Below are 21,914 nucleotides of genomic sequence, written 5' to 3'. Positions count from 1 at the left end.
ATATAATAAATGGTGTTTTATTGTTAATTTATAAAATTAATAGTAGGATGGAAGGGTTAGGTCTGGCGTAATCTTAGACTTATTATTAATCACAGTACAGATAAAGGTACATCGTAAAGGAGCATCGATATGACAGAAAGAACTCAAAAAGGTATTTTAGCAATTGATGATCAATTGTTTAACTTTATTGAAAATGAAGTTTTACCGAGCGTTGGTGTTGATTCTGACACCTATTGGCAAGGCTTTGAAAAAGTAGTGAAAGAGCTAACGCCTCGTAACAAAGAGCTATTAGCAAAACGTGCTGACATCCAACAAAAAATTAACCAATGGCATATCGATAATCCTGCTAAAGATGGTCAAATAGATTTTGATAACTATAAACAGTTTTTAACCGACATTGGCTATTTATTACCAGAAGGTGATGACTTTAGCGTATCAACCGAAAATGTGGATGCAGAAATTGCTAGCATCCCTGGACCTCAGCTGGTTGTTCCAGTACGTAATGCACGTTATGCACTTAATGCGGCAAATGCACGTTGGGGCAGCTTTTATGATGCGTTATACGGCACAGACATGATTGATGAAACTGATGGAAAAGAAAAAGGCAAAGGCTATAACCCTGCGCGTGGTGCTGCGGTTGTTGCCTACGCTAAAAACTTTTTAGATGAGCATTATCCTTTAACTGGTGGCAAGTATTCAGAGGTAACAGGTTTTGCCGTATTAAATGGCAAATTGGTTGTGGCGCTTGGTGATGGCGTAACCGTAACAGAACTAAAGGATCCTGCTCAGTTTGTAGGTTATTTAGGTGATGATGATAAACCAACCGGTATTTTATTAAAACAAAACAATTTGCATGCAGAAATCCAAATTGATGCAAACCACCCAGTTGGTAAAGATGACCCAGCAAATATCAAAGATGTATTGTTGGAGTCGGCCATTACTGCGATTCAAGATTGTGAAGACTCAGTGGCAGCGGTAGATGGTGAAGAGAAAACAGAAGTATATCGCAACTGGCTTGGTTTGATGAATGGCGATTTGGCAGAAACTTTTGTAAAAGGTGACAAAGAGCTGACTCGCAAACTAAACCCTGACCGTGTTTATACAACGCCAACAGGTGGTGAGCTTGTGTTGCCAGGCCGTGCCCTTTTATTAATACGTAATGTTGGGCACTTAATGACCAACCCAGCCATTTTGGTTGACTTAGGCAATGGGCAAGAAGAAATTTATGAAGGCATTATGGATGCCTTGATTACACCATTATTAACTTTAAACGATATTAAAGGCAATAATGAGCTATCAAACTCTCGTCAAGGATCAATGTATATTGTTAAACCAAAAATGCATGGTCCTGAAGAAGTGGCATTTGCTAATACATTGTTTGCTGCTTCAGAAGATGTGCTTGGTTTGCCACGTAACACCTTAAAAATGGGTATTATGGATGAAGAACGTCGCACAACGGTTAACCTAAAAGAGTGTATCCGTGCTGCCAAAGAGCGTGTTATCTTTATTAACACAGGTTTCTTAGACCGTACCGGTGATGAAATGCACACCAGTATGGAAGCAGGTGCCTTTGTACGTAAAGGTGATATGAAAACTCAAGCATGGCAACCTGCTTATGAAAACTGGAATGTCGACATTGGTTTAGAAACAGGGTTGTTAGGCAAAGCACAAATTGGTAAAGGTATGTGGGCAAAACCAGATGAAATGCGTGAAATGGTTGCCACAAAAATGGCACACCCACAATCTGGCGCAACCACGGCGTGGGTTCCATCACCAACAGGTGCAACCTTACATAGCATCCACTATCATCAAGTAGACGTACCAGCGGTGCAAGAAAGCTTAAAATCACGTGACCGTGCTAATATTGACGATATTTTGACTATCCCATTGGCGACAGATACTAATTGGAGTGAAGACGAAGTTCGTGAAGAGTTAGAAAACAACGCACAGGGTATTTTAGGTTATGTAGTACGCTGGGTTGATCAAGGTGTTGGTTGTTCTAAAGTGCCAGATATTAAAGACGTTGGTCTGATGGAAGACCGTGCAACTTTACGTATCTCTAGTCAGCACATCGCAAACTGGTTACACCATGGTGTAGTAACAGAAGAGCAAGTCATGGCGGTTATGAAGCGTATGGCAAAAGTGGTGGATGGACAAAACGCAGGTGATCCATCATATTTACCAATGGATGGCAATTTTGATACATCTTATGCCTTTAAAGCAGCCTGTGATCTAGTGTTTAAAGGACGTGAGCAGCCAAGTGGTTATACAGAGCCGCTATTACACAAATCGCGCCTAGAAATGAAGGCAAGCTGGGTTTAAACTAAATAATCTGATTTTTTAAAAATCGGAAAGCTAAGTGATAAGACAAAAACAGGGTAACAGACAGCATTATAATATGTTATAGTGCTGTTTTATTTATCAATTTTGTTATATAAAACAAACTAACCGCATGACTTTTGGGTCAATAAGTTGGCTATTTTGTCTTTTTAAATAGAGTAGAATAGAATTCAGGAACGCTGAAAAATAAAAATGGGCTAAAAACATTCATTTTTCAGTTATTTCGATGGCTTATTAAGTGAGTTTTTTCAAAAAATTGTATAAAAAATAATCAAAAAACTATTTTTTTTGACTTTTTTTGTGCTTGTTTTATTGGTTTTTTTAAAGCTATCTATTTAATAAATAAAGATGTTTTTAATTTTTTTGTTTATTTACATATGTTAACAAAACCGAAAAGTTAAAAAAATATATTGCAAATTATTTCAGAATTGATATTCTATTACTGAAAGCGATATTAGTAACAAAATATTTCAAGTTATACAAATTGATTTGTTCTACACAACTTAATACCAGTTAACATGTAACAAATAATTTAATGATTTTGTCATAATTTTAATGCATAATCTCGCTGTATAATAAATCACGGTAGTTTAACTGATGTGATGCTACCAAATTTTGGGACGCTGTTTCAGTAGCCCATTTTTAACAAAGTGGAGAGGATCCAATGAAAAAATTACTTTTAACTACAGCTATCGCTGCATTATCTGTAACAGCAGCTCAAGCAGCACCTACTGTATATGGTAAAGCGGGCGTTAAAGTTCAATACCAAAGTGAAGTACCAGTAATGGATGGTGATGAATACGCTGTTGACGAAAACGGCAAAGTTAAGATGGAAGATGGTGACCTGACTCTAGACTCTAACAGCACTCGTTTTGGTCTTAAAGGTGGCGAAGCAATCACTGCAAACACTGACTTCATCTATAAAGCAGAATTTGGTTTTGATATCGATCAGCCACGTGGTGGTAGTGATGTTAAGTTTAAGCAACGTGACACTTATGTTGGTTTAGCAAATGACCAAATGGGTACAGTTGTTGCTGGTCGTTTAACAGCAATTGATGATGTAATCAACTTCACTAACCCATCTGAGTACAAAGACGCAGAAGTTATTGGCTCGTTTGATGGTAATCGTATAAACAACTCTATGGCTTACTTCTCGCCAGAAATGAGCGGTGTACAGCTAATGGCTATGTACAAGTTAACTGACGCTTCTGATGGTGAAACTGATGGAAAAGGTGATCAAGACGGTAGCTGGGGTGTTGGTGGTAAATACGAAAACGGTCCTTTAGCTGCTGGTATCACTTACATCAAAGTAGATGACGCTGGTGAAGATGGCAAAACTGAGTGGGACGATGTTCGTGTATCAGCTGCTTATGACCTAACTAGTGACCTTACTGTAAGTGGTTTGTATCAAACTATCGACTTTAATAACAAAGATCTAGAAGATGAGCAATCATACATCATCGCTGGTGAATACGATATTCCTGGTTCTAAGTGGGATGTTTATGCTGAATACGATGCAGCTCGTGACTACGAAGGTGCAGACGGTAGTGATGTAGATGTATTCTCTGTAGGTGGTAACTATGCGTTCACTAAAGCAACTAAAGCTCAAGTATTTGCAGGTTACACTGACAAGTCATTCAAAAACTCTAACTTAGACCATGACTACTATGGTGTAGGTGCTGGTATTGTTCACAAATTCTAATATTTGTTGATACTTATATCTCAAAAATCCACGCATTTGCGTGGATTTTTTTTGTTTATTGTCTGGTTTTAATGATTTTTTTATCTAAATCTAGTAAAATTTGCATTTACAAGTTTGACGAGATTAATAGATAAGTTATGACTAAATTTATATTTGTGACAGGTGGGGTTGTTTCTTCTTTAGGCAAAGGCATTACGGCGGCGTCTTTAGCGGCTATTTTAGAAGCACGCGGGCTTAAAGTAACCATGACAAAAATGGATCCTTACATCAATGTTGATCCGGGTACCATGAGCCCGTTTCAGCATGGTGAGGTTTTTGTAACAGAAGATGGTGCAGAAACAGACTTAGACCTAGGGTATTATGAACGTTTTTTGCGTCATTCCAAAATGCGTCAAACAAACAACTTTACCAGTGGTCGTATTTACCAAACGGTGCTAAATAAAGAGCGCCGTGGTGATTATTTGGGTGGTACGGTACAGGTTATCCCACATATTACAGATGAGATTAAAGCCAAAATACGCGCGAGTGGAAATGGGTTTGACATCGCTATTATAGAAATTGGTGGTACAGTGGGTGATATTGAATCACTGCCATTTATGGAAGCCGTACGTCAAATGCAAGTGGAGCTTGGGCGTGCAAACTCTATGCTAATGCATTTAACCCTGGTGCCATACATTGCCAGTGCGGGTGAAACAAAAACCAAACCAACTCAGCACTCGGTTAAAGAACTTCGCTCTATTGGTTTACAGCCAGATGTGTTGATCTGTCGTTCTGGACATGCCATTTCTGATGATAATCGCCGTAAGATTGCTTCGTTTACCAACGTAGAAGAGCGCGCTGTTATCTTATGCCCAGATGCAAAAACCATTTATCAAATTCCCCGTATTTTGTTTGAACAAGACTTAGACGATATTATTTGTGAGCGTTTTGGTATTGATGTTGCTGAAGCAGATTTAGCAGACTGGGATAGCGTGGTATCGGATTTACTAAACTCTGAAGGTAATGTTGATATTTATATGGTTGGTAAGTATGTGGAGCTGCCAGATGCGTATAAATCAATTAATGAGGCACTGCTTCATGCCGGTATCACACATCGCACAAATGTTAGCATCCATTATATTGATGCAGAAAAATTAGAAGACGATGATACTTTATTAGAAAAGCTTAAAAAAGCGGATGGTATTTTGGTGCCAGGTGGTTTTGGTGAACGTGGTACTGTTGGTAAAATGAAGGCAATCACCTATGCACGCGAACATAACATTCCATTTTTAGGTATTTGCCTTGGCATGCAGCTTGCTGTAATTGAATATGCGCGCAATGTGCTACAGCTAGACGCTAACTCAACTGAGTTTGACCGTAAAACCAGCCATCCAATTATTGGTTTAATTACAGAATGGTTAGATGAAGATGGTGAGCTACAGGTCAGGGATGATAACTCAAATCTTGGTGGTACAATGCGTTTAGGTGCACAGGAGGCTGAGTTGGTTGAAGGTAGTAAACTTAAAGCCATTTATAATAGTGAGCTGATTAAAGAGCGCCATCGCCACCGTTTTGAAATGAACAATAACTACATTGAACCACTAGAAAAAGCGGGTATGAAGATTTCTGGCTATTCATCAAAACAGCATTTGGTTGAGTCGGTAGAAATCAGTGAACACCCTTGGTTTGTTGCCGTACAGTTTCATCCTGAGTTTACTAGCTCACCACGTGATGGACATCCATTATTTCATGGATTTGTGGGTGCCAGTATCCAGTACAGCAAGGCGTAATGGCTGAGTGTTAATAACATAAACGAAAATAGACAACAAAGGACAAACAATGCCAAAATTAGAAAAAGCACAGCAAAGCATTCGGCTAAATGATATTAAGATTGCAAATGATGCGCCATTTGTATTGTTTGGTGGTATGAATGTTTTAGAGTCAAAAGACTTGGCGTTTGAGATTGCTGAAAGTTATATTGAAATTTGTCGTGAGCTAGCTATCCCTTATGTGTTTAAAGCAAGTTTTGATAAAGCAAATCGTTCTAGCTTATTTTCTTTTAGAGGTCCTGGTTTGGAGCAAGGGATAGATTGGCTTGGGCAAATAAAAGAAAAATATAATGTGCCAATCATTACAGATGTGCATGAGCCGTACCAATGTGCTCCAGCAGCCGAAGTTGCTGATATTATCCAGTTGCCAGCTTTTTTGAGCCGTCAAACCGACTTAGTAAATGCCATGGCAAAAACAGAAGCGATTATTAATATTAAGAAAGCTCAGTTTCTTGCACCGCATGAAATGCGTCATATCATTAATAAATGCCTAGAAGCTGGTAATGATAAAATCATTTTGTGTGAGCGTGGTTCAGCATTTGGCTATAATAATCTGGTTGTTGATATGTTAGGGTTTGATACCATGAAAAAAATGGATGTCCCTGTCATTTTTGATGTGACTCATGCGTTGCAGCAGCCAGGTGCTCGCAGTGACAGTGCAGGTGGCCGCCGTGAACAAATTGTAACGCTTGCCCGTGCTGGTATGGCAACAGGATTAGCAGGCTTGTTTTTAGAAGCACATCCAGACCCTGAGCAGGCTAAATGTGATGGTCCTTGTGCATTGCGTCTTAGTCAACTGAAACCATTTTTAACACAATTAAAACAAATCGATGATTTGGTTAAGGGGTTTGCTGAACTAGATACGCATTAATATAAAAGGTGTAAAAACATAACCGTTTGCTGAGAGTTTAATAGCTACTTGGCAAACGGTTTTTGTTTTTTAACGTTTAGATAACGAATTTATTAATATAGATAATTAACAGGTAAGCGATGACAATAACCAGTGGATGTTTGCCGTATAATTTCATTATTAAAATCAACTCAGCTATGCTATGATAACAAGCAAATTTTAGAATCAAACCGTGCATTTAATCTTAAATGTTGAGTGCTGTAAGGTGTTAGAAACACAGGAGTATGACCATGTACGCAGAAGAAACAAAATCAGTGACAGAAATTAAAGACATCCGAGCCCGTGAGATTTTAGACTCACGAGGTAACCCTACCATTGAGGTAGATGTTATTTTAGCTGATGGAACTTTAGGTCGTGCTGCTGCTCCTAGTGGGGCGTCTACAGGGTCACGTGAGGCATTAGAACTGCGTGATGGTGATAAATCTCGTTATTTAGGTAAAGGCGTTAAAAAAGCGGTTAGTAACGTTAATAGCCAGATTCGCTCAGCTTTGCTTGATAAAAATGTGACCGATCAAAAAGCCATTGATGAAATCATGATTAATCTTGATGGCACAGAAAATAAAGAAAGTTTGGGTGCTAATGCGATGTTGGCGGTTTCGCTAGCCTCTGCAAAAGCAGCTGCATTATCACAAAAGTTACCATTGCATCAGTACATTGCCAACTTGCGTGGTCAAACCTCATTGACCATGCCAGTACCAATGATGAACATTTTAAATGGTGGTGAGCATGCGGATAACACGGTTGATATTCAAGAATTTATGATTGAACCAACAGGTTTTGATAGTTTTTCTGAAGCACTGCGAGCAGGCGCAGAAATTTTCCATAGCCTAAAGTCTGTTTTAAAAGGGCAAGGTTTAAATACGGCTGTGGGTGATGAAGGTGGTTTTGCACCAAACTTACGCAGTAATGAAGAAGCGTTAGTTGCCATCATGGAAGCAATTGAGAAAGCTGGCTATACAGCGGGTAAAGACATTCATCTGGCTTTAGACTGCGCTGCAAGTGAATTTTACAAAGATGGTCAGTATGTATTAGCGGGTGAAGGTAAATCATACGACTCACAAGGCTTTTCTGATTATTTGGCAAAACTTGTTAGCCAATACCCAATTATTTCTATCGAAGATGGTTTAGATGAATCAGACTGGGAAGGTTGGGCATATCAAACGCAAATATTGGGTGATAAAATTCAACTGGTTGGTGATGATTTATTTGTAACGAATCCAAAGATTTTGCAGGAAGGTATCGACAAAAAAATTGCCAACGCCATCTTAATTAAGTTTAACCAAATTGGTACACTAACCGAAACCCTAGATGCGATTTATCTTGCCAAACAAAATGGTTATGCAACGGTTATTTCTCATCGCTCTGGCGAGACTGAAGACAGCACAATTGCAGACTTAGCTGTGGGTACGGCGGCAGGGCAAATTAAAACCGGTTCGTTATGTCGTTCTGACCGTGTGGCTAAGTACAATCAGCTATTACGCATAGAGCAACAGGTGCGTGCAAGCTATCGTGGCGGTCAAGAGTTTATTGGCTTACGTGGCTAATTGTTATTTGGTTTAACATTTTTTAAATGGTGCAATTTATTGATGAAGTATCCCATCAAGTATCTTGGTCAGTTTATTTTAATGATATTAGCAATTGCGGTTCTTTTAGGGCTTCAATACCAATATTGGTTGGGTGAAAATGGTCGAGCAAACTATGCAAATTTATTGCAGCAGATTGATGAGCAGCAAATAATAAATGATAAACAACGCCTAGATAATCGTGTTTTACGGGCGGATGTTTCTGACCTTAAAACAGGTTTACAGGCGGTGGAAGAGCATGCAAGGTTGGACTTGGGGTTGATAAAACCAGGTGAAACATTTGTTCAGATGTCTACAGCGGCGACGACGCAAAGCACATCTGTTCAAAATGCAAATGTACCAGATGCGGTTGAGTCGATTCCTGAACCATTGACTAACCAGCAATAGCTTTAATGCTAAGATTAAAGTCTGCTCAATAAGTTTTAGTGTATAAAAACTTATTTACTATGTCATTTAATAAATCCTTCTTTTTATAAGAGGGATTTTTGTTTATGATAGAGGCGTTAGCAGAACAATGGGTATAGCCTATCAATTAATTGTTTAAATTGATTAATACGATGGACAGTATCCACTTTACTAGTTTTCAAGTCACTTTTACTTATACTTACGGTTATAAAACGTAAAAAATATGATACAACAAAAAAATAACTCACCAGCTAATAACAAAGTTAACGTGTTTGCTATGATTGTGGCAGCAGGTAAGGGCAGTCGTTATGGGGCTAATATACCCAAGCAATACCTAACGGTTAATCATAAAACAGTGGTAGAACACAGTGTTAGTCAGCTTGCTAAAAGCCAGTATATAAAGCATTGTCACTTGGTGATTTCAAACGATGATAAGACAGCAAAAACGTTAGATTGGGCATTAGCAATGCAATTTTGTATTGGCGGGGCAGAACGTTGGCACTCGGTACAAGCGGGGATGCAAGCAATAGTTGAGAGTAGCGCAAGATCTAACGACTTAGTGTTGATACATGATGCTGCCCGCCCATGTGTGTTACCTAAAGATGTTGATAATGTTATTGAAGCTGCTATGGATGAGCCGTATGGCGCGATACTGGCAACCCCTGTGGCTGATACGTTAAAACAGGTGGATGCAAAGGGTGTGATAACGCAAACGGTGGATAGAAGTAAGTTGTGGCAAGCTCAAACACCACAAGTTTTCCGTTTAGGGTATTTACAAAAAGTGCTAAAAACGGTTGCAGAGCAGGGTGTTCATATCACGGATGAAGCGAGTGGTTTTGAGCAATTAGGCTATCCGATAAAAGTGGTGGAAGGTAGCCGTAGTAATATGAAGCTGACTTATCCTAGCGACTTAGATTTAATTGGTTTTTTACTTAACTCATAATATCTGCATCACTTTTATTTATCTCTAGTTTTCCTATAAGTCTTGGTTTATAGGTTGTTGGCAGATAATAGGCAGCTGATAAGCTATCAAACAATTTAAATAATAAAAAAAGGATAAAGAAAAAGCCCAATCTGCTATAGATTGGGCTTTTTGAATAGTGGCATCCCGTAGGGGATTCGAACCCCTGTTACCGCCGTGAAAGGGCGGGGTCCTAGGCCTCTAGACGAACGGGACGCAGGACTTGCACTTCGACCGCTTTCACCGTTAATGTCGAAGTGGTGCGTATTATAGGGGCATGTTTGTCATAGGTCAAGCCTTTTTTATAAAAAAATAGTTTTTATTGTTTTTTATGAATTAAATCGGATTTTCTTCCTCATTTTTTTCATCATTGCTTGTTTCTTCATCTTCGCTATATACGGCATTACTCAACATTGGGTAACTATTTAAAATGCGACAAAACAATTCTGCAGTTTTCTGTGTATCATAGAGCGCGGAGTGTGCCTCACTGCCGTTAAAGTCAATTCCTGCAGCTTTACAGCCTCTTGCTAACACGGTTTGACCATATGCCAAGGCAGATAAGGTGACCGTATCAAAAACAGAAAATTGATGAAATGGGCTATGGTTTTTGCTGTTAGTACGCGTGATGGCAGCATTTAAAAAACTTAAATCAAAATGGGCGTTATGACCAACCAAAACACATTGACGGCAGTCATATGCTTTACGCACGCTTTTTAGTTCTTTAAAAATACGCCTAAGTGCTACTTTTTCATCTTCTGCAATGGCTTTGCGTAAAGGATTGTTGGGATCGATACCTATAAAGTCTAATGCTCTTTGCTCTAAATTCGCGCCTTCAAAGGGTTCAATATGAGCATTAATGGCTTCACCAGGGTAAAAAACGCCATCACCCTTCATTAAAATGGGTATGCAAGCTATTTCTAGTAATGCATCAGTTTGGGCGTTGAATCCAGCGGTTTCTACATCAACCACTACTGGTAAAAATTTACGAAAACGTTCAGAAAGTGGTTTCACTTGGCAATCTGTTAATTGACTTTTAGCGGTTGCTGAGGGTTCTTGTTGTTGTGTCATTACTGGGCTTTTATGGCTAAAATATGTTAAAAAATTATACCATTTTTATGACAATCTAGCGAACATAGGATGACTTTAAAAAGTGTCAACATTAACTAATATCAATGACTAACTAATATCAATGCGTAAAATTCTTTGATTAACATGTTTATAGCCAAATGGGGTTTTATATATCAGACGTATCCACCAAGGAAAACGTTTACCAGCATAATCACTCATATACATCTCTTGGGTGAGGTGTATTTTTTTATGCCATTGCTCCATATCTGAACTGTTAAGTAAAGACCATTTAAACTCGCTTTTTTGTTTTGTATGTTTTAGCGAATCATGATGCTTGGCGTTGCCTTTAGCGCTATAAGCTAACATATCCATCAGGACAGTAGTTTTGTCAAAGCGTTGGCATAATTTAGTAAATAAGTTTTTAACAGCCGCTTCTTCAAAATACATTAATACACCCTCAATAATAATGAGTATGGGTTTATTGTGGGTTTGTACAATTTCAATCCAATCGTCATCAAACAACGACATTTCTAACAGGCTATTTTTGGGATGGGCGGGGCAGATGGCTTTGCGGATACTTATTGGTTCTGCTAAGTCGAGATCATACCAATGCGTAATGTTAGCGACTGTGTCAGGGGCTTGTAATTGCAAGCGTTGTAAACGGCTATCTAGCCCTGCACCAAGTTGGATAATAACGGCATCTGGATGTTGTTTAATAAATGTGAGTGTTTGATTATCTATGAGCTTACTGCGGATACAACACCCAGCTTGGCTCATGGTTGCCTTATTAAACATACTAAAGTCGTAATCAATTTTTTTAATGGTATCTACGGCAAAAGGGTCATTAATTAGCCCTTTTTTTTTGGGGTTTCTATGGCTCTTGCCCAAACGGTAATGAGCATGGTTTCAGAAATATTATTTAAATTTTGGGTTGTGTTGAGGTGTGCCATTTTAATGCTATATTAATTGATAATTATTATCAATTAATATAGCACAAGCGATTTGCTGGTGTAAAACAAAACCGTAAACTAAAAATAATGCGTTTTTAACAGCCAAATTTTAGTAAGTGAGCATGGTTATTGTAAAACTAACGATGCGATTAACTTGCTTTAATTGTCCAATCTAAATGTTCGCCAGCCATTAAAGGTGTGATTGTACTGTTATCAAAGTAGTCGTAGCTATTTGGTACTTGCATCGGTGTTTTTACTAAGGTGATATGGCTCTCATTAACAGGTAAGCCATAAAACTTAGGACCAAAAAGGCTGGCAAACCCTTCTAATTTATCGATTTTGCCAACGGCATCAAAAGCACTGGCATAAAGTGGCAAAGCAATAGAAGCACTGTAACAACCAGCACAACCACAGGCGTTTTCTTTTGCATGAGTGGCATGTGGCGCTGAGTCTGTACCTAAAAAGAACTTTGGACTGCCGCTGGTAGCAACTTCTATTAATGTTTTTTGATGAGTTTGGCGTTTTAAAATGGGTAGGCAATAAAAATGTGGCTTAATGCCACCCACCAACATATGGTTACGGTTAAATAATAAATGCTGTGGAGTGATGGTTGCTGCCACGTTGTTGCTTTGCGCCAGTACAAATTCAGCGGCATCAGCGGTGGTAATGTGCTCACAAACAACCTTGAGTTCAGGAAACTGTTGGATAAGTGGACTTAGCACCTCATCTAAAAACTTCTTTTCTCTATCAAAAATATCAACATGGCTGTGAGTAACCTCACCATGGACCAGTAATGGTATGCCTTGCTTTTGCATTTCATCAATCACTTGCACACAGTTTTTAATATCGGTTACACCATCTGCGGAGTTGGTTGTTGCGCCAGCAGGGTAGAGTTTTACCGCTTGTACAACACCAGATTTTTTAGCATTGATGATGTCTTCTGGTTTGGTGTTATCAGTTAGATATAAAACCATACGAGGGTCAAAACTCTGTTTTCTATCATCGCTAATGTTTGAGTTTTGCAAAGCCTGCATGATACGCTCGCGATAACCAATGGCTTGTTCTGTTGTTTTAACAGGTGGTACAAGGTTTGGCATGCAAATCAGACGGTTAAAGCTATCCGCAGCATGGGGGACGGTTGTTTGTAGGGCATCACCATCACGCAAATGGATATGCCAGTCATCAGGCTGAATAATTGTGATTTCGGTATTATTTGGCGATGGGCTCATGTGGTCTCTCCCTTGGCTTTTTTGTGGTTGGTTTGTGCGCTTGTACAACAAATATTGTAGCAGATTATTGCCTTTGATTTTATGAATTAGAATTTTAGTCAATCTAAATATTAATTAATTATTATCTACAATGCTTTTGTAAATAGGTGTAATGATGTAAAATTATAGTGATATGTAACTTGTTGTCCCTTTTAATAAAATATTTAAAAAGATGTGTTAGGAGTTTTTAATGTCAAAAATTGATAAAAGTAAAATCAATAAAATTGTTTTAGCGTATTCGGGTGGTCTTGATACTTCTATTATTGCCAGATGGTTGCAAGAAACCTATGATGCAGAAGTCATTACTTTTACAGCAGACATTGGTCAGGGTGAAGAAGTAGAGCCAGCACGTGCAAAAGCAGAAGCAATGGGCATTACTAACATCCATATTGAAGATTTGCGAGAAGAATTTGCGCGTGATTATGTGTTCCCTATGTTTCGTGCCAATGCTATTTACGAAGGCGAATACTTATTAGGTACATCAATCGCACGTCCACTAATTGCCAAACGTTTGGTAGAAATTGCCAAACAGCATGATGCTGATGCCATTAGCCATGGTGCAACAGGTAAAGGCAATGACCAAGTACGTTTTGAATTGGGTGCAATTGCGCTTGACCCGCATCTAAAAACCATTGCACCTTGGCGTGAGTGGGACTTATCAAGTCGTGAAAGCCTAATGCAATATGCTGAAACTCATGACATTCCTATCGACTTTGCTGCTAATAAAAAGAAATCACCTTATTCGATGGATGCCAACCTATTGCACATTTCATACGAAGGTGGTTTGTTAGAAGACCCATATGCAGAAGCAGAAGAAGATATGTGGCGTTGGTCTGTTAGTCCAGAAAATGCACCAGATGAAGCAGAGTATGTTGAATTAACTTATGAAAAAGGTGATATTGTTGCCATTAATGGCGAAGCGATGAAGCCATATGAAGTGATGATTAAGCTCAATGAACTCGGTGGTAAGCATGGTATTGGTCGTTTGGATATCGTTGAAAACCGTTTTGTTGGTATGAAGTCTCGTGGTTGTTATGAAACACCAGCAGGTACCATCATGCTAAAAGGGCACCGTGCAATTGAGTCTATTACACTTGATCGTGAAGCGGCTCACTTAAAAGATGAAATCATGCCTAAATATGCCAAATTAATCTATAACGGTTTTTGGTTTAGCCCAGAGCGTGAAATGCTACAAGCACTGATTGACAAATCACAAGAATATGTGAGTGGTGTTGTGCGTTTGAAGTTGTACAAAGGCAATGTTATTAATGCAGGCCGTAAATCAGGCAACTCATTATTTGATGAGAAGATTGCCACTTTTGAAGATGATGCAGGGGCATATGACCAAAAAGATGCCGAAGGCTTTATCCGCTTAAATGGGCTTCGTCTCTCGATTGAAGCCAGCAAAGGACGTGATTTGTCTTAAATTTTATAAAACGCTGCTTATCTTAAGTGGCGTTTTTTTAATGCATTTTTGCATCGGTTATAAGTTAAGTAAAGGTCAGCAAAAAAATAAAATAAGTAAGAGACTGGATATGAATAAAAGTTCAATAATAAAGAAATTAGTTGGTGTGGTTATGGTCGGTACGTTAACGCTTTCTACCGTAACGGCGTGTAATTATGATACGCGTTCTTCTGGGCGTTCTGGAACGTATCAAGATGATTATTTAGAGAATCCAATTAACGAAGATTTTTTACAGTATGAAAAAGCCCTCGTGACCAGCAATCAAGTATTAGACTTAATGATTGCCAAAGATGCCAAAACAATTGCTGATGATTATGTGCTTGAAGAAATAAAACCCTTATTAACCGAAGAAGATGTTGCGAAAGTATTAAACGACGCTGAAGCAAAGTACGGTAAAATAGTTGGTTATAAGCCCATGCAATGGGGGTTTGAGCCTAGGGTAGAAAACGGGAAACGTGATAAAACCGAGTTTAATAAAATTATTGCAGAGAAATATGGCAATAAAAAATCGGCGAATAAAATACCAATCTTGTTTAGTGTAAAAATTGTTGAGCACGAAAATGCCATGGTAAATTATTGGTTTCAGTTTCCTTCAGATGGTGAATATACAAAATTATTAGGTGTGTTTTATAAAGAAAAAGTAGGCACACGCAATGTTGGACAGTTTTAATGAATATTTAATAGCTTAACCATTATTACCGCAAATATTGCACTTTTATTGCTGTTTTATGTTAAAATGTGGCAATATCCATTTTAATTTTAGTAGATTTTTTGGTCATTGCATATAGTGAAACATTTGTTTGATCAACATAATGGGAATAAAGCAAATTAAGGATGATAAAAATCTTCTTTTAGCTTAATTCATTAATGTATCACACTAATTATTAGGGCAGCAATATAGCAGGTTAAGCTGGCTTAATTTTTTTATAAAATGGCATAATTTATTTGTTTTTTTAATACTCGTAGCTTGTTAATTGCAGCTACAAACAAAGTAACAAATTGGGATGAATAGACTCATGGTAGTATCTTCAAAACGTGTAAAAAAGCTAGCAAGTATTGCAAGCCTCCCATTGATGACAATGTCACTAACAGCATGTAAAGATTTGGCATTGTTTGATTCTAAAGGGCCAGTTGGTCAAGCAATTGGCGATACAATGATATATACAGTATTGCTAATGTTAATTGTGGTTATTCCGACCATCTTTTTATCTGTTTATATCCCTTATAAATACCGTGCAGGTAATGATAAGGCAGAATTTAAACCAGAATGGTCACACTCAAATATTATAGAAATGATTGTTTGGGGTATCCCAATTGCAATTATTGCTATTTTAGGAGTAGAAGCTTATAAAACTTCTCATTCGCTTGACCCTCACAAAGAAATTGTATCACCAAATAATCCACAGGAACGACCATTAAAAATTCAAGTTGTTGCACTGGATTGGAAATGGTTGTTTATCTATCCAGAAGAGGGTATTGCAACCGTAAATGAAATTGCGGTACCAGTAGATAAGCCTGTTCAGTTCTTGTTAACTTCCGATGCTGCAATTAACTCGTTCTTTATTCCACGTTTAGGTGGTCAGCTTTATGCAATGAGTGGCATGGAAAACAAGTTAAACTTGTTGGCTGATGAAGAAGGGGTATATAAAGGTATCTCATCTAACTATAGTGGTTTTGGTTTTAGTGGCATGCGCTTTAATGTACTGGCTAAAGATAAAGCAGGTTATGATGCTTGGGTAAACGGCGTTAAAAACTCTGGCAGTACTCTTGATGATGCTACTTACGCAAAACTAAAAATAAAGTCGCGTGATAATCCAGTTGAGTACTATGTAAACGAAGATCCATTACGCTTTAAAGATATTATTGATGAAAATGCTGGCTTGAACCAACCTGCACCAGCAGCACATCATGGTGATGCTCATGGCGAAGCCCATAGTGAAGACTCACATGGCAAGGCTGATGCACACTAAAGTGCAACCACCATTAAATATTTTAAGCTAATATTTTAGTGAAAAATTTAATAATTGATTAACAAAAGGTAGTACTTATGTCAAGTCATTATACCCTTATACCAATGTCAGAGGCAGACCCGTTAACTGGTCGCCTGACTATGGATTCTCTTGCATTTTTGCATGAACCAATCTTGATGGGCACATTTGCTGTTGCAGCACTTGTTGGTTTGATTGCTTTAGCTGTAATGTTCAAATTTAATTTATGGAAGCCACTTTGGACAGATTGGCTAACCTCGGTTGACCACAAAAAAATTGGTATCATGTATATTGTTGTTGCATTAGTGATGCTGGTACGTGGTTTTGCTGATGCGTTGATGATGACTTCTCACCAAGCACTTGCGGTGAGTCAGTCCTTTGAAGGTGCAGGTTATTTACCCCCAGAACACTATGACCAAGTCTTTACGGCGCATGGTGTTATCATGATTTTCTTTGTCGCAACACCAATTTTGGTGGGACTTATGAACATTGCCGTACCATTACAAATTGGTGCACGTGATGTTGCCTTCCCAATGCTAAACTCGTTAAGTTTTTGGTTGTTTGTGAGTGGTGTTATCTTATGTATGATGTCACTTTTCTTGGGTGAGTTTGCTGCATCTGGTTGGCTTGCTTATGTCCCATTAACAGGTATTGAACTTAGCCCATGGGTAGGTGTTGATTACTGGATATGGTCATTGCAAATATCTGGTTTAGGCTCAACATTAACTGCCGTTAACTTTATTGTTACCATCCTAAAAATGCGTGCGCCAGGTATGACACTTTGGAAAATGCCAATGTTCACTTGGACATCATTAGCAGCAAGTGGTATTGCGGTACTAATCTTCCCATTATTTGCTGCAGCAATTGCAATGTTAACCTTAGATCGTTATTTAGGTACGCACTTCTTTACCTCTGATCTTGGTGGTAACCAAATGATGTGGGTTAACCTTGTATGGGCATGGGGTCACCCAGAAGTTTACTTCTTATTACTACCAGCATTAGGTATCTTAGCTGATGTAACTTCTACCTTCTCACGTAAAAAACTGTTTGGTTACAGCTCAATGGTTTGGGCAACATTATCAATCATGATTTTATCGTTTATCGTATGGTTGCACCACTTCTTTACGATGGGTTCTGGTGCTAGTGTGAATGCCTTCTTTGGTATCATGACTATGATGATTGGTATCCCAACAGGTGTTAAGTTGTTTAACTACATCTTTACTATGTATAAAGGTCGTGTTGAGTTCTCTGCCTCTATGTGGTGGGTACTGGCTTTCTTAACAACATTTACAATTGGTGGTATGACAGGTGTTATGCTTGCTATTCCTTCAAACGACTTTGTATTGCATAACTCTATGTTCTTAGTTGCTCACTTCCACAACACCATTGTTGGTGGTGCGGTATTTGGCTATTTTGCAGGTGTTACTTATTGGTATCCTAAAGCAATGGGTCACAAGTTAGATGAGAAGCTAGGTAAATTGGCTTGTGCTTTATGGGTAATTGGTTTCTTTGTTGCGTGGATGCCTAAATACTTTGCTGGTCTAGATGGTATGACACGTCGTCTTAACTATATTGCCGATGCAAGTTTACAGCCATTATTATATATTTCATTTGCAGGTGCTTTGATTATCCTTGCGGGTATTGCGGTTCAAATTTATAACTTTGTTATCAGCTTTATTCGTCGCAATGAGCCAGAACATATTGATGTAACTGGTGATCCATGGGGTGGTCGTACACTTGAGTGGTCTATGAGTTCACCACCACCACATTATAACTTTGCTACAACACCACGTGTTAGCCAGGTTGATGATTACCATTACAGAAAGCAAGATGGTCAACATGTACAACCAGCAAGCTATAGCAAAATTCATATGCCTAAATATACTTCAGCTGGTGTGTTTATCGGGTTGTTTGCAACAGTATTTGGTTTTGCAATGATCTGGTATATTTGGTGGTTAGCAGCAATTTCATTTGTAGCCATGATTGTTGTTTGGTTTGCATATAGCTTTAATAAAGACCGTGATTTTTATGTACAGCTTGATGAAATTGAAGCCGACGAGGCTAAGTATTGGGAAAACTATAAAAGTCAGAACTCATAATAGATGATTGTCAGGTTACTTTTGCCTTACTAGGCAAAAGTAACAGCAAGGTAACAAAATAAAATAGTGAATTGATTGTTTGTTTTGCTACCTCACCATTTTGACTCTATAAATGATTTGTAAAATAAATTTTTAAGCGAGAATATAATTATGGCAACTGATCAAATTACAGCAGGTATGCATGACGGTCATGACGATCATCATGATTCTGGCGATTTAGCGATGTTCGGTTTCTGGACTTATATCATGAGTGACTGCCTATTGTTTGCCACTATGTTTGCAACATATGTAGTCCTTAGTATGAGTAGTACCGTTGGGCAAGTTGACCCACAAGAAGTATTAGATTTAAATTTTGTAGCAGGTGAAACAGCATTACTATTGGTAAGTAGTTTTACTTTCGGAATGGCAATGCTTGGTGCATATGCTAAAAATAAATCACGTACCATTATGTGGTTAGTAATCACCTGGTTATTAGGTTTTGGTTTTATTTGTATGGAATTGTACGAATTTAATCACCTATTACATATTGGGGCATCTCCTCAAAATAGTGGTTATTGGTCTGGCTTTTTTGGACTAATCGGTACACACGGTTTGCACGTGACAGCAGGTTTAATTTGGATGATTGTTTTGGCATTCCATTTTATGCGTGATGGATTTAGCAGCAATAACATGGTTCGTTTGTCAATGCTGTCTTTATTTTGGCACTTCCTAGATATTATTTGGATTTGTGTATTTAGTGTTGTTTACTTAGTGGGAGCATTGTAATGGGAAATCATAACGATACACACGGTCACGGTGGTGCTAGCCACGGTAGCGTAAAAGAGTATGTAACTGGTCTTATTTTATCAATTGTACTAACGGTCGTACCATTTGGTATGGTAATGACGGGTGCTGCATCTGGTGCGGTAGCCATTGCTGTTATTATGCTTTGTGCTATTGCACAGTTATTAGTACAGGCGATTTTCTTTCTACATATGAATTCATCTTCAGAGCAATCTTGGAATGTATCAACAGGTATTTATACCTTGTTCATCTTTGTTGTTGTTATTATCGGTTCTATGTGGATTTTCACCCACTTGCACCACAATATGTTAATGGGTCATTAATTAATGATTCAGGCTGAGCGTATTATAAGCAGTGATATGATTAAAGCTTATTATCATCTTGCCAAACCTGGCATTATTTGGGGCAATTGTATAGCAGCAACTGGCGGCTTTATGCTTGCTTCCGGTGGCAGTTTAGACCTTGCTTTATATGCGCTTACTATTTTAGGTGTGAGCTTGATTGTTGCATCAGGCTGCGTCTTTAATAACATTATTGATACAGATATTGATTCACTGATGACTCGTACTCAAAAAAGAGCACTAGTTGTCGGTAAAATCACTAAAAAATCAGCGATGCTATATGCTTATGCACTTGGTATGGCTGGTTTTTTAGTTTTGTATTTTTTTACAACATTCCCTGCTTTTTTAACAGGGTTATTTGGTTTTTATGTATATGTTGTTATGTACAGTGTTTTTTACAAAAGAAGCTCTGTACATGGCACACTGATTGGCAGTGCATCTGGCGCTGCGCCCCCAGTAATCGGTTATTTGGCTGTCACAGGGCAATTTGATTTAGCTGCAATACTTATCTTTTTAGGTTTTTGTGCTTGGCAAATGCCACACTCTTATGCAATTGCTATTTTTAGAACAACAGATTACAAAGCTTCTAAAATTCCATTATTGCCTTTGGTAAAAGGTGTTAAATCTGCTCAAAAACAAATGCTGTTTTATACAGCACTCTACTGGCTGTCTATTATTTTATTGTTTTGGTTTGGCTATATTGGTTATGTTTCTGTGATTGTGTTAAGTGGCATCTGTGTCTTTTGGATGTATCAAACAGTCTCACTTTATCAGCCTCAAAATGATGATTTTGACGAACGTGTTTGGGGTAAAAAATTATTTTTAACCTCTATTCTTGCTGTTAGTGTCTATAGTCTCGTTCTTTCTTTAGACTTTCTTTTTATTTAAGTTAATCGGAGGTAGCCATGGCTATTTTTGATCGTTTATCAACCCGTCGTAAAGTTTCTTTATTTGCAACCATTATGTTTATACTCATGTGTGGTATTGGTATTTTTGCTGCGGCAACATCAGACCAACCACTGGGAGAGAAGTTTAAAGATGTTTCTGAATATGGTGGTGAGTTTACTTTACGAAACCACATGGGAGAGATTTCTCTTAGTGATTATAAAGGTAAAGTTGTTATTGCCTATTTTGGTTTTCTAAATTGTACAGAAGCTTGCCCTGTATCAATGGGGACGATTGTTAGTGCCATTGGTCGGTTAAACCATGAAGAGCGTGAAAAACTCCAAGTATTTTTTATTAGTGTAGATCCAGCCAGAGATGATTTAGAATCGTTAAAACAGTTTTCTGATTATTATGCCAAGCGTTTTAAAAACGAAGCGAACCCTAACATTATTATGGCAATTACAGGTACAGAAGACGAAATTGATAAGGTAAGTGATGATTATGGCGTATTTTTTGACTTAGTTGATCTAGAAGGATCTGGACTTGGTTATACGGTTGACCATTCGTCTCGTTTTTATATGATTGATGGTAATGGTAAACTAATTACGACTATGAACCACAGTACAACACCAACAGAGCTTGCAGCCCGCATCAAACGTATGCAGCAGGAAGCAGACATTAAATAAAAATTTGTTTTACAAAGTACATTTATCCTCAGGAGAATATTATGAAAAAACTATACACATTGGCATTAACTGGTATTTTGGCAACAGGTTTAACAGCCTGTAATAAGCAAGAAGTAGCAGAAGAAAATCAACAAACGGTAGCAGAACAGGCGAAACAAAATGCCGAACAAACCGCACAAGGTGGTGTTACTGTAGATACTCCTTTTGTGAGTGAATCATTCCCTGGTCAGTCAGTTTCTGCTGCTTACTTTACTCTTACTAACCATGGTGGCGAAGATGTTGAAGTAACGGCTGTTAGTTCTGATGTTTCGGCTGTAACTGAGTTCCATACAATGGAAATGAAAGACAGTAAAATGATCATGCGTAAGATGGACAAAGTTGTTATCCCAGCAAATGGCAATATGGCGTTAAAACAAGGTGGCAATCACTTAATGTTTATCAACCTTAAAAAACCATTGGTAGAAGGTGATAAAGTGAATGTGAGCATCGAGTTAAGTAATGGTGAGAAGCTTAAGTTGAGTGCCGATGTTGCTAAATCTAAAGATGAAATGAATCATATGCACCATGAAGGACATGACATGAAAGATGATGCCCATAACCATGATGGTGCCGAGCATGATCATTCAGAGCACGATCATAAGCATGATGAAGAAAAGGCAAACTAATTTTTAG

At 38.2% G+C, this 21,914-nt stretch carries 19 protein-coding genes and 1 tRNA gene; 16 read left to right on the top strand and 4 right to left on the bottom strand.

Annotated elements, in window-relative coordinates:
* Positions 1–129: 129 nt before the first annotated feature.
* From VH441_RS04660 to ispD, 7 genes are all read left to right on the top strand, one after another.
* Entirely contained in the window at positions 130–2,322 is a 2,193-nt protein-coding gene (locus tag VH441_RS04660; RefSeq protein WP_434354316.1) for a malate synthase G, read from the top strand.
* 682 nt (positions 2,323–3,004) lie between these two features.
* A complete protein-coding gene (locus VH441_RS04655; protein ID WP_434354315.1) occupies positions 3,005–4,042 on the top strand; it encodes a porin in 1,038 nt (345 codons plus the stop codon).
* A gap of 137 nt (positions 4,043–4,179) precedes the next feature.
* On the top strand, positions 4,180–5,811 hold the full coding sequence (locus tag VH441_RS04650; RefSeq protein WP_434354314.1) for a CTP synthase: 1,632 nt from the start codon (positions 4,180–4,182) through the stop codon (positions 5,809–5,811).
* Positions 5,812–5,860: 49 nt separating this feature from the next.
* The gene (gene kdsA / locus VH441_RS04645; RefSeq protein ID WP_434354313.1) at positions 5,861–6,721 is read left to right on the top strand and encodes a 3-deoxy-8-phosphooctulonate synthase; all 861 of its coding nucleotides are present in this window, start codon (positions 5,861–5,863) and stop codon (positions 6,719–6,721) included.
* A gap of 293 nt (positions 6,722–7,014) precedes the next feature.
* On the top strand, positions 7,015–8,304 hold the full coding sequence (eno, locus tag VH441_RS04640; RefSeq protein ID WP_434354359.1) for a phosphopyruvate hydratase: 1,290 nt from the start codon (positions 7,015–7,017) through the stop codon (positions 8,302–8,304).
* Between the two features lie 42 nt (positions 8,305–8,346).
* The gene (locus VH441_RS04635; protein WP_434354312.1) at positions 8,347–8,730 is read left to right on the top strand and encodes an FtsB family cell division protein; all 384 of its coding nucleotides are present in this window, start codon (positions 8,347–8,349) and stop codon (positions 8,728–8,730) included.
* Between the two features lie 241 nt (positions 8,731–8,971).
* Positions 8,972–9,691, top strand: coding sequence for a 2-C-methyl-D-erythritol 4-phosphate cytidylyltransferase (gene ispD, locus VH441_RS04630; RefSeq protein ID WP_434354311.1), 720 nt, complete (start codon positions 8,972–8,974; stop codon positions 9,689–9,691).
* A gap of 158 nt (positions 9,692–9,849) precedes the next feature.
* Here ispD and VH441_RS04625 read toward each other — a convergent pair.
* The 4 genes from VH441_RS04625 to pyrC all read right to left on the bottom strand — a co-directional run bounded on the left by VH441_RS04625 (position 9,850) and on the right by pyrC (position 12,956).
* Positions 9,850–9,925 (bottom strand) — tRNA-Glu (locus VH441_RS04625).
* A 120-nt stretch (positions 9,926–10,045) separates the two neighbouring features.
* Entirely contained in the window at positions 10,046–10,777 is a 732-nt protein-coding gene (gene rnt, locus VH441_RS04620; protein WP_434354310.1) for a ribonuclease T, read from the bottom strand.
* A 108-nt stretch (positions 10,778–10,885) separates the two neighbouring features.
* Positions 10,886–11,665 carry a class I SAM-dependent methyltransferase gene (locus tag VH441_RS04615; protein ID WP_434354309.1) on the bottom strand — a complete coding sequence of 260 codons (780 nt, stop codon included), beginning with the start codon at positions 11,663–11,665 and terminating at the stop codon, positions 10,886–10,888.
* Positions 11,666–11,876: 211 nt separating this feature from the next.
* On the bottom strand, positions 11,877–12,956 hold the full coding sequence (pyrC, locus tag VH441_RS04610; protein WP_434354308.1) for a dihydroorotase: 1,080 nt from the start codon (positions 12,954–12,956) through the stop codon (positions 11,877–11,879).
* A gap of 229 nt (positions 12,957–13,185) precedes the next feature.
* Between pyrC and VH441_RS04605 the strand changes: the two genes are divergently transcribed.
* From VH441_RS04605 to VH441_RS04565, 9 genes are all read left to right on the top strand, one after another.
* On the top strand, positions 13,186–14,421 hold the full coding sequence (locus tag VH441_RS04605) for an argininosuccinate synthase (RefSeq protein ID WP_434354307.1): 1,236 nt from the start codon (positions 13,186–13,188) through the stop codon (positions 14,419–14,421).
* A 109-nt stretch (positions 14,422–14,530) separates the two neighbouring features.
* On the top strand, positions 14,531–15,130 hold the full coding sequence (locus VH441_RS04600; RefSeq protein ID WP_434354306.1) for a hypothetical protein: 600 nt from the start codon (positions 14,531–14,533) through the stop codon (positions 15,128–15,130).
* 346 nt (positions 15,131–15,476) lie between these two features.
* The gene (cyoA, locus tag VH441_RS04595; RefSeq protein ID WP_434354305.1) at positions 15,477–16,430 is read left to right on the top strand and encodes a ubiquinol oxidase subunit II; all 954 of its coding nucleotides are present in this window, start codon (positions 15,477–15,479) and stop codon (positions 16,428–16,430) included.
* Positions 16,431–16,534: 104 nt separating this feature from the next.
* Positions 16,535–18,547, top strand: a complete 2,013-nt coding sequence (locus tag VH441_RS04590) for a cbb3-type cytochrome c oxidase subunit I (protein WP_434354358.1) — start codon at positions 16,535–16,537, stop codon at positions 18,545–18,547.
* Positions 18,548–18,697: 150 nt separating this feature from the next.
* Positions 18,698–19,312, top strand: coding sequence for a cytochrome o ubiquinol oxidase subunit III (gene cyoC, locus VH441_RS04585; RefSeq protein WP_434354304.1), 615 nt, complete (start codon positions 18,698–18,700; stop codon positions 19,310–19,312).
* Complete coding sequence (gene cyoD, locus VH441_RS04580) at positions 19,312–19,653, top strand: cytochrome o ubiquinol oxidase subunit IV (RefSeq protein ID WP_434354303.1); 342 nt, start codon at positions 19,312–19,314, stop codon at positions 19,651–19,653. Before cyoC ends, cyoD begins: the two co-directional genes overlap by 1 nt.
* Positions 19,654–19,689: 36 nt before the next feature.
* Complete coding sequence (cyoE, locus tag VH441_RS04575) at positions 19,690–20,559, top strand: heme o synthase (protein ID WP_434354302.1); 870 nt, start codon at positions 19,690–19,692, stop codon at positions 20,557–20,559.
* A 17-nt stretch (positions 20,560–20,576) separates the two neighbouring features.
* Entirely contained in the window at positions 20,577–21,242 is a 666-nt protein-coding gene (locus VH441_RS04570; protein ID WP_434354301.1) for an SCO family protein, read from the top strand.
* A gap of 41 nt (positions 21,243–21,283) precedes the next feature.
* Complete coding sequence (locus tag VH441_RS04565) at positions 21,284–21,907, top strand: copper chaperone PCu(A)C (RefSeq protein WP_434354300.1); 624 nt, start codon at positions 21,284–21,286, stop codon at positions 21,905–21,907.
* The last annotated feature ends 7 nt before the right edge of the window (positions 21,908–21,914 follow it).

The sequence above is a fragment of the Psychrobacter sp. HD31 genome (assembly GCF_051097895.1).
Taxonomy (GTDB): domain Bacteria; phylum Pseudomonadota; class Gammaproteobacteria; order Pseudomonadales; family Moraxellaceae; genus Psychrobacter.
This window is presented reverse-complemented; position numbering and strand designations above follow the sequence as displayed.

Bases quoted from the DNA above. Each gene is read 5' to 3' on its own strand.
- kdsA (WP_434354313.1), top strand. From the start codon at position 5,861: ATGCCAAAATTAGAAAAAGCACAGCAAAGCATTCGGCTAAATGATATT.
- VH441_RS04600 (WP_434354306.1), top strand. From the start codon at position 14,531: ATGAATAAAAGTTCAATAATAAAGAAATTAGTTGGTGTGGTTATGGTC.
- VH441_RS04650 (WP_434354314.1), top strand. From the start codon at position 4,180: ATGACTAAATTTATATTTGTGACAGGTGGGGTTGTTTCTTCTTTAGGC.
- VH441_RS04565 (WP_434354300.1), top strand. From the start codon at position 21,284: ATGAAAAAACTATACACATTGGCATTAACTGGTATTTTGGCAACAGGT.
- rnt (WP_434354310.1), bottom strand. From the start codon at position 10,777: ATGACACAACAACAAGAACCCTCAGCAACCGCTAAAAGTCAATTAACA.
- VH441_RS04635 (WP_434354312.1), top strand. From the start codon at position 8,347: ATGAAGTATCCCATCAAGTATCTTGGTCAGTTTATTTTAATGATATTA.
- cyoD (WP_434354303.1), top strand. From the start codon at position 19,312: ATGGGAAATCATAACGATACACACGGTCACGGTGGTGCTAGCCACGGT.
- VH441_RS04605 (WP_434354307.1), top strand. From the start codon at position 13,186: ATGTCAAAAATTGATAAAAGTAAAATCAATAAAATTGTTTTAGCGTAT.
- cyoA (WP_434354305.1), top strand. From the start codon at position 15,477: ATGGTAGTATCTTCAAAACGTGTAAAAAAGCTAGCAAGTATTGCAAGC.
- ispD (WP_434354311.1), top strand. From the start codon at position 8,972: ATGATACAACAAAAAAATAACTCACCAGCTAATAACAAAGTTAACGTG.
- VH441_RS04570 (WP_434354301.1), top strand. From the start codon at position 20,577: ATGGCTATTTTTGATCGTTTATCAACCCGTCGTAAAGTTTCTTTATTT.
- pyrC (WP_434354308.1), bottom strand. From the start codon at position 12,956: ATGAGCCCATCGCCAAATAATACCGAAATCACAATTATTCAGCCTGAT.
- VH441_RS04590 (WP_434354358.1), top strand. From the start codon at position 16,535: ATGTCAGAGGCAGACCCGTTAACTGGTCGCCTGACTATGGATTCTCTT.
- cyoE (WP_434354302.1), top strand. From the start codon at position 19,690: ATGATTAAAGCTTATTATCATCTTGCCAAACCTGGCATTATTTGGGGC.
- cyoC (WP_434354304.1), top strand. From the start codon at position 18,698: ATGGCAACTGATCAAATTACAGCAGGTATGCATGACGGTCATGACGAT.
- VH441_RS04655 (WP_434354315.1), top strand. From the start codon at position 3,005: ATGAAAAAATTACTTTTAACTACAGCTATCGCTGCATTATCTGTAACA.
- VH441_RS04660 (WP_434354316.1), top strand. From the start codon at position 130: ATGACAGAAAGAACTCAAAAAGGTATTTTAGCAATTGATGATCAATTG.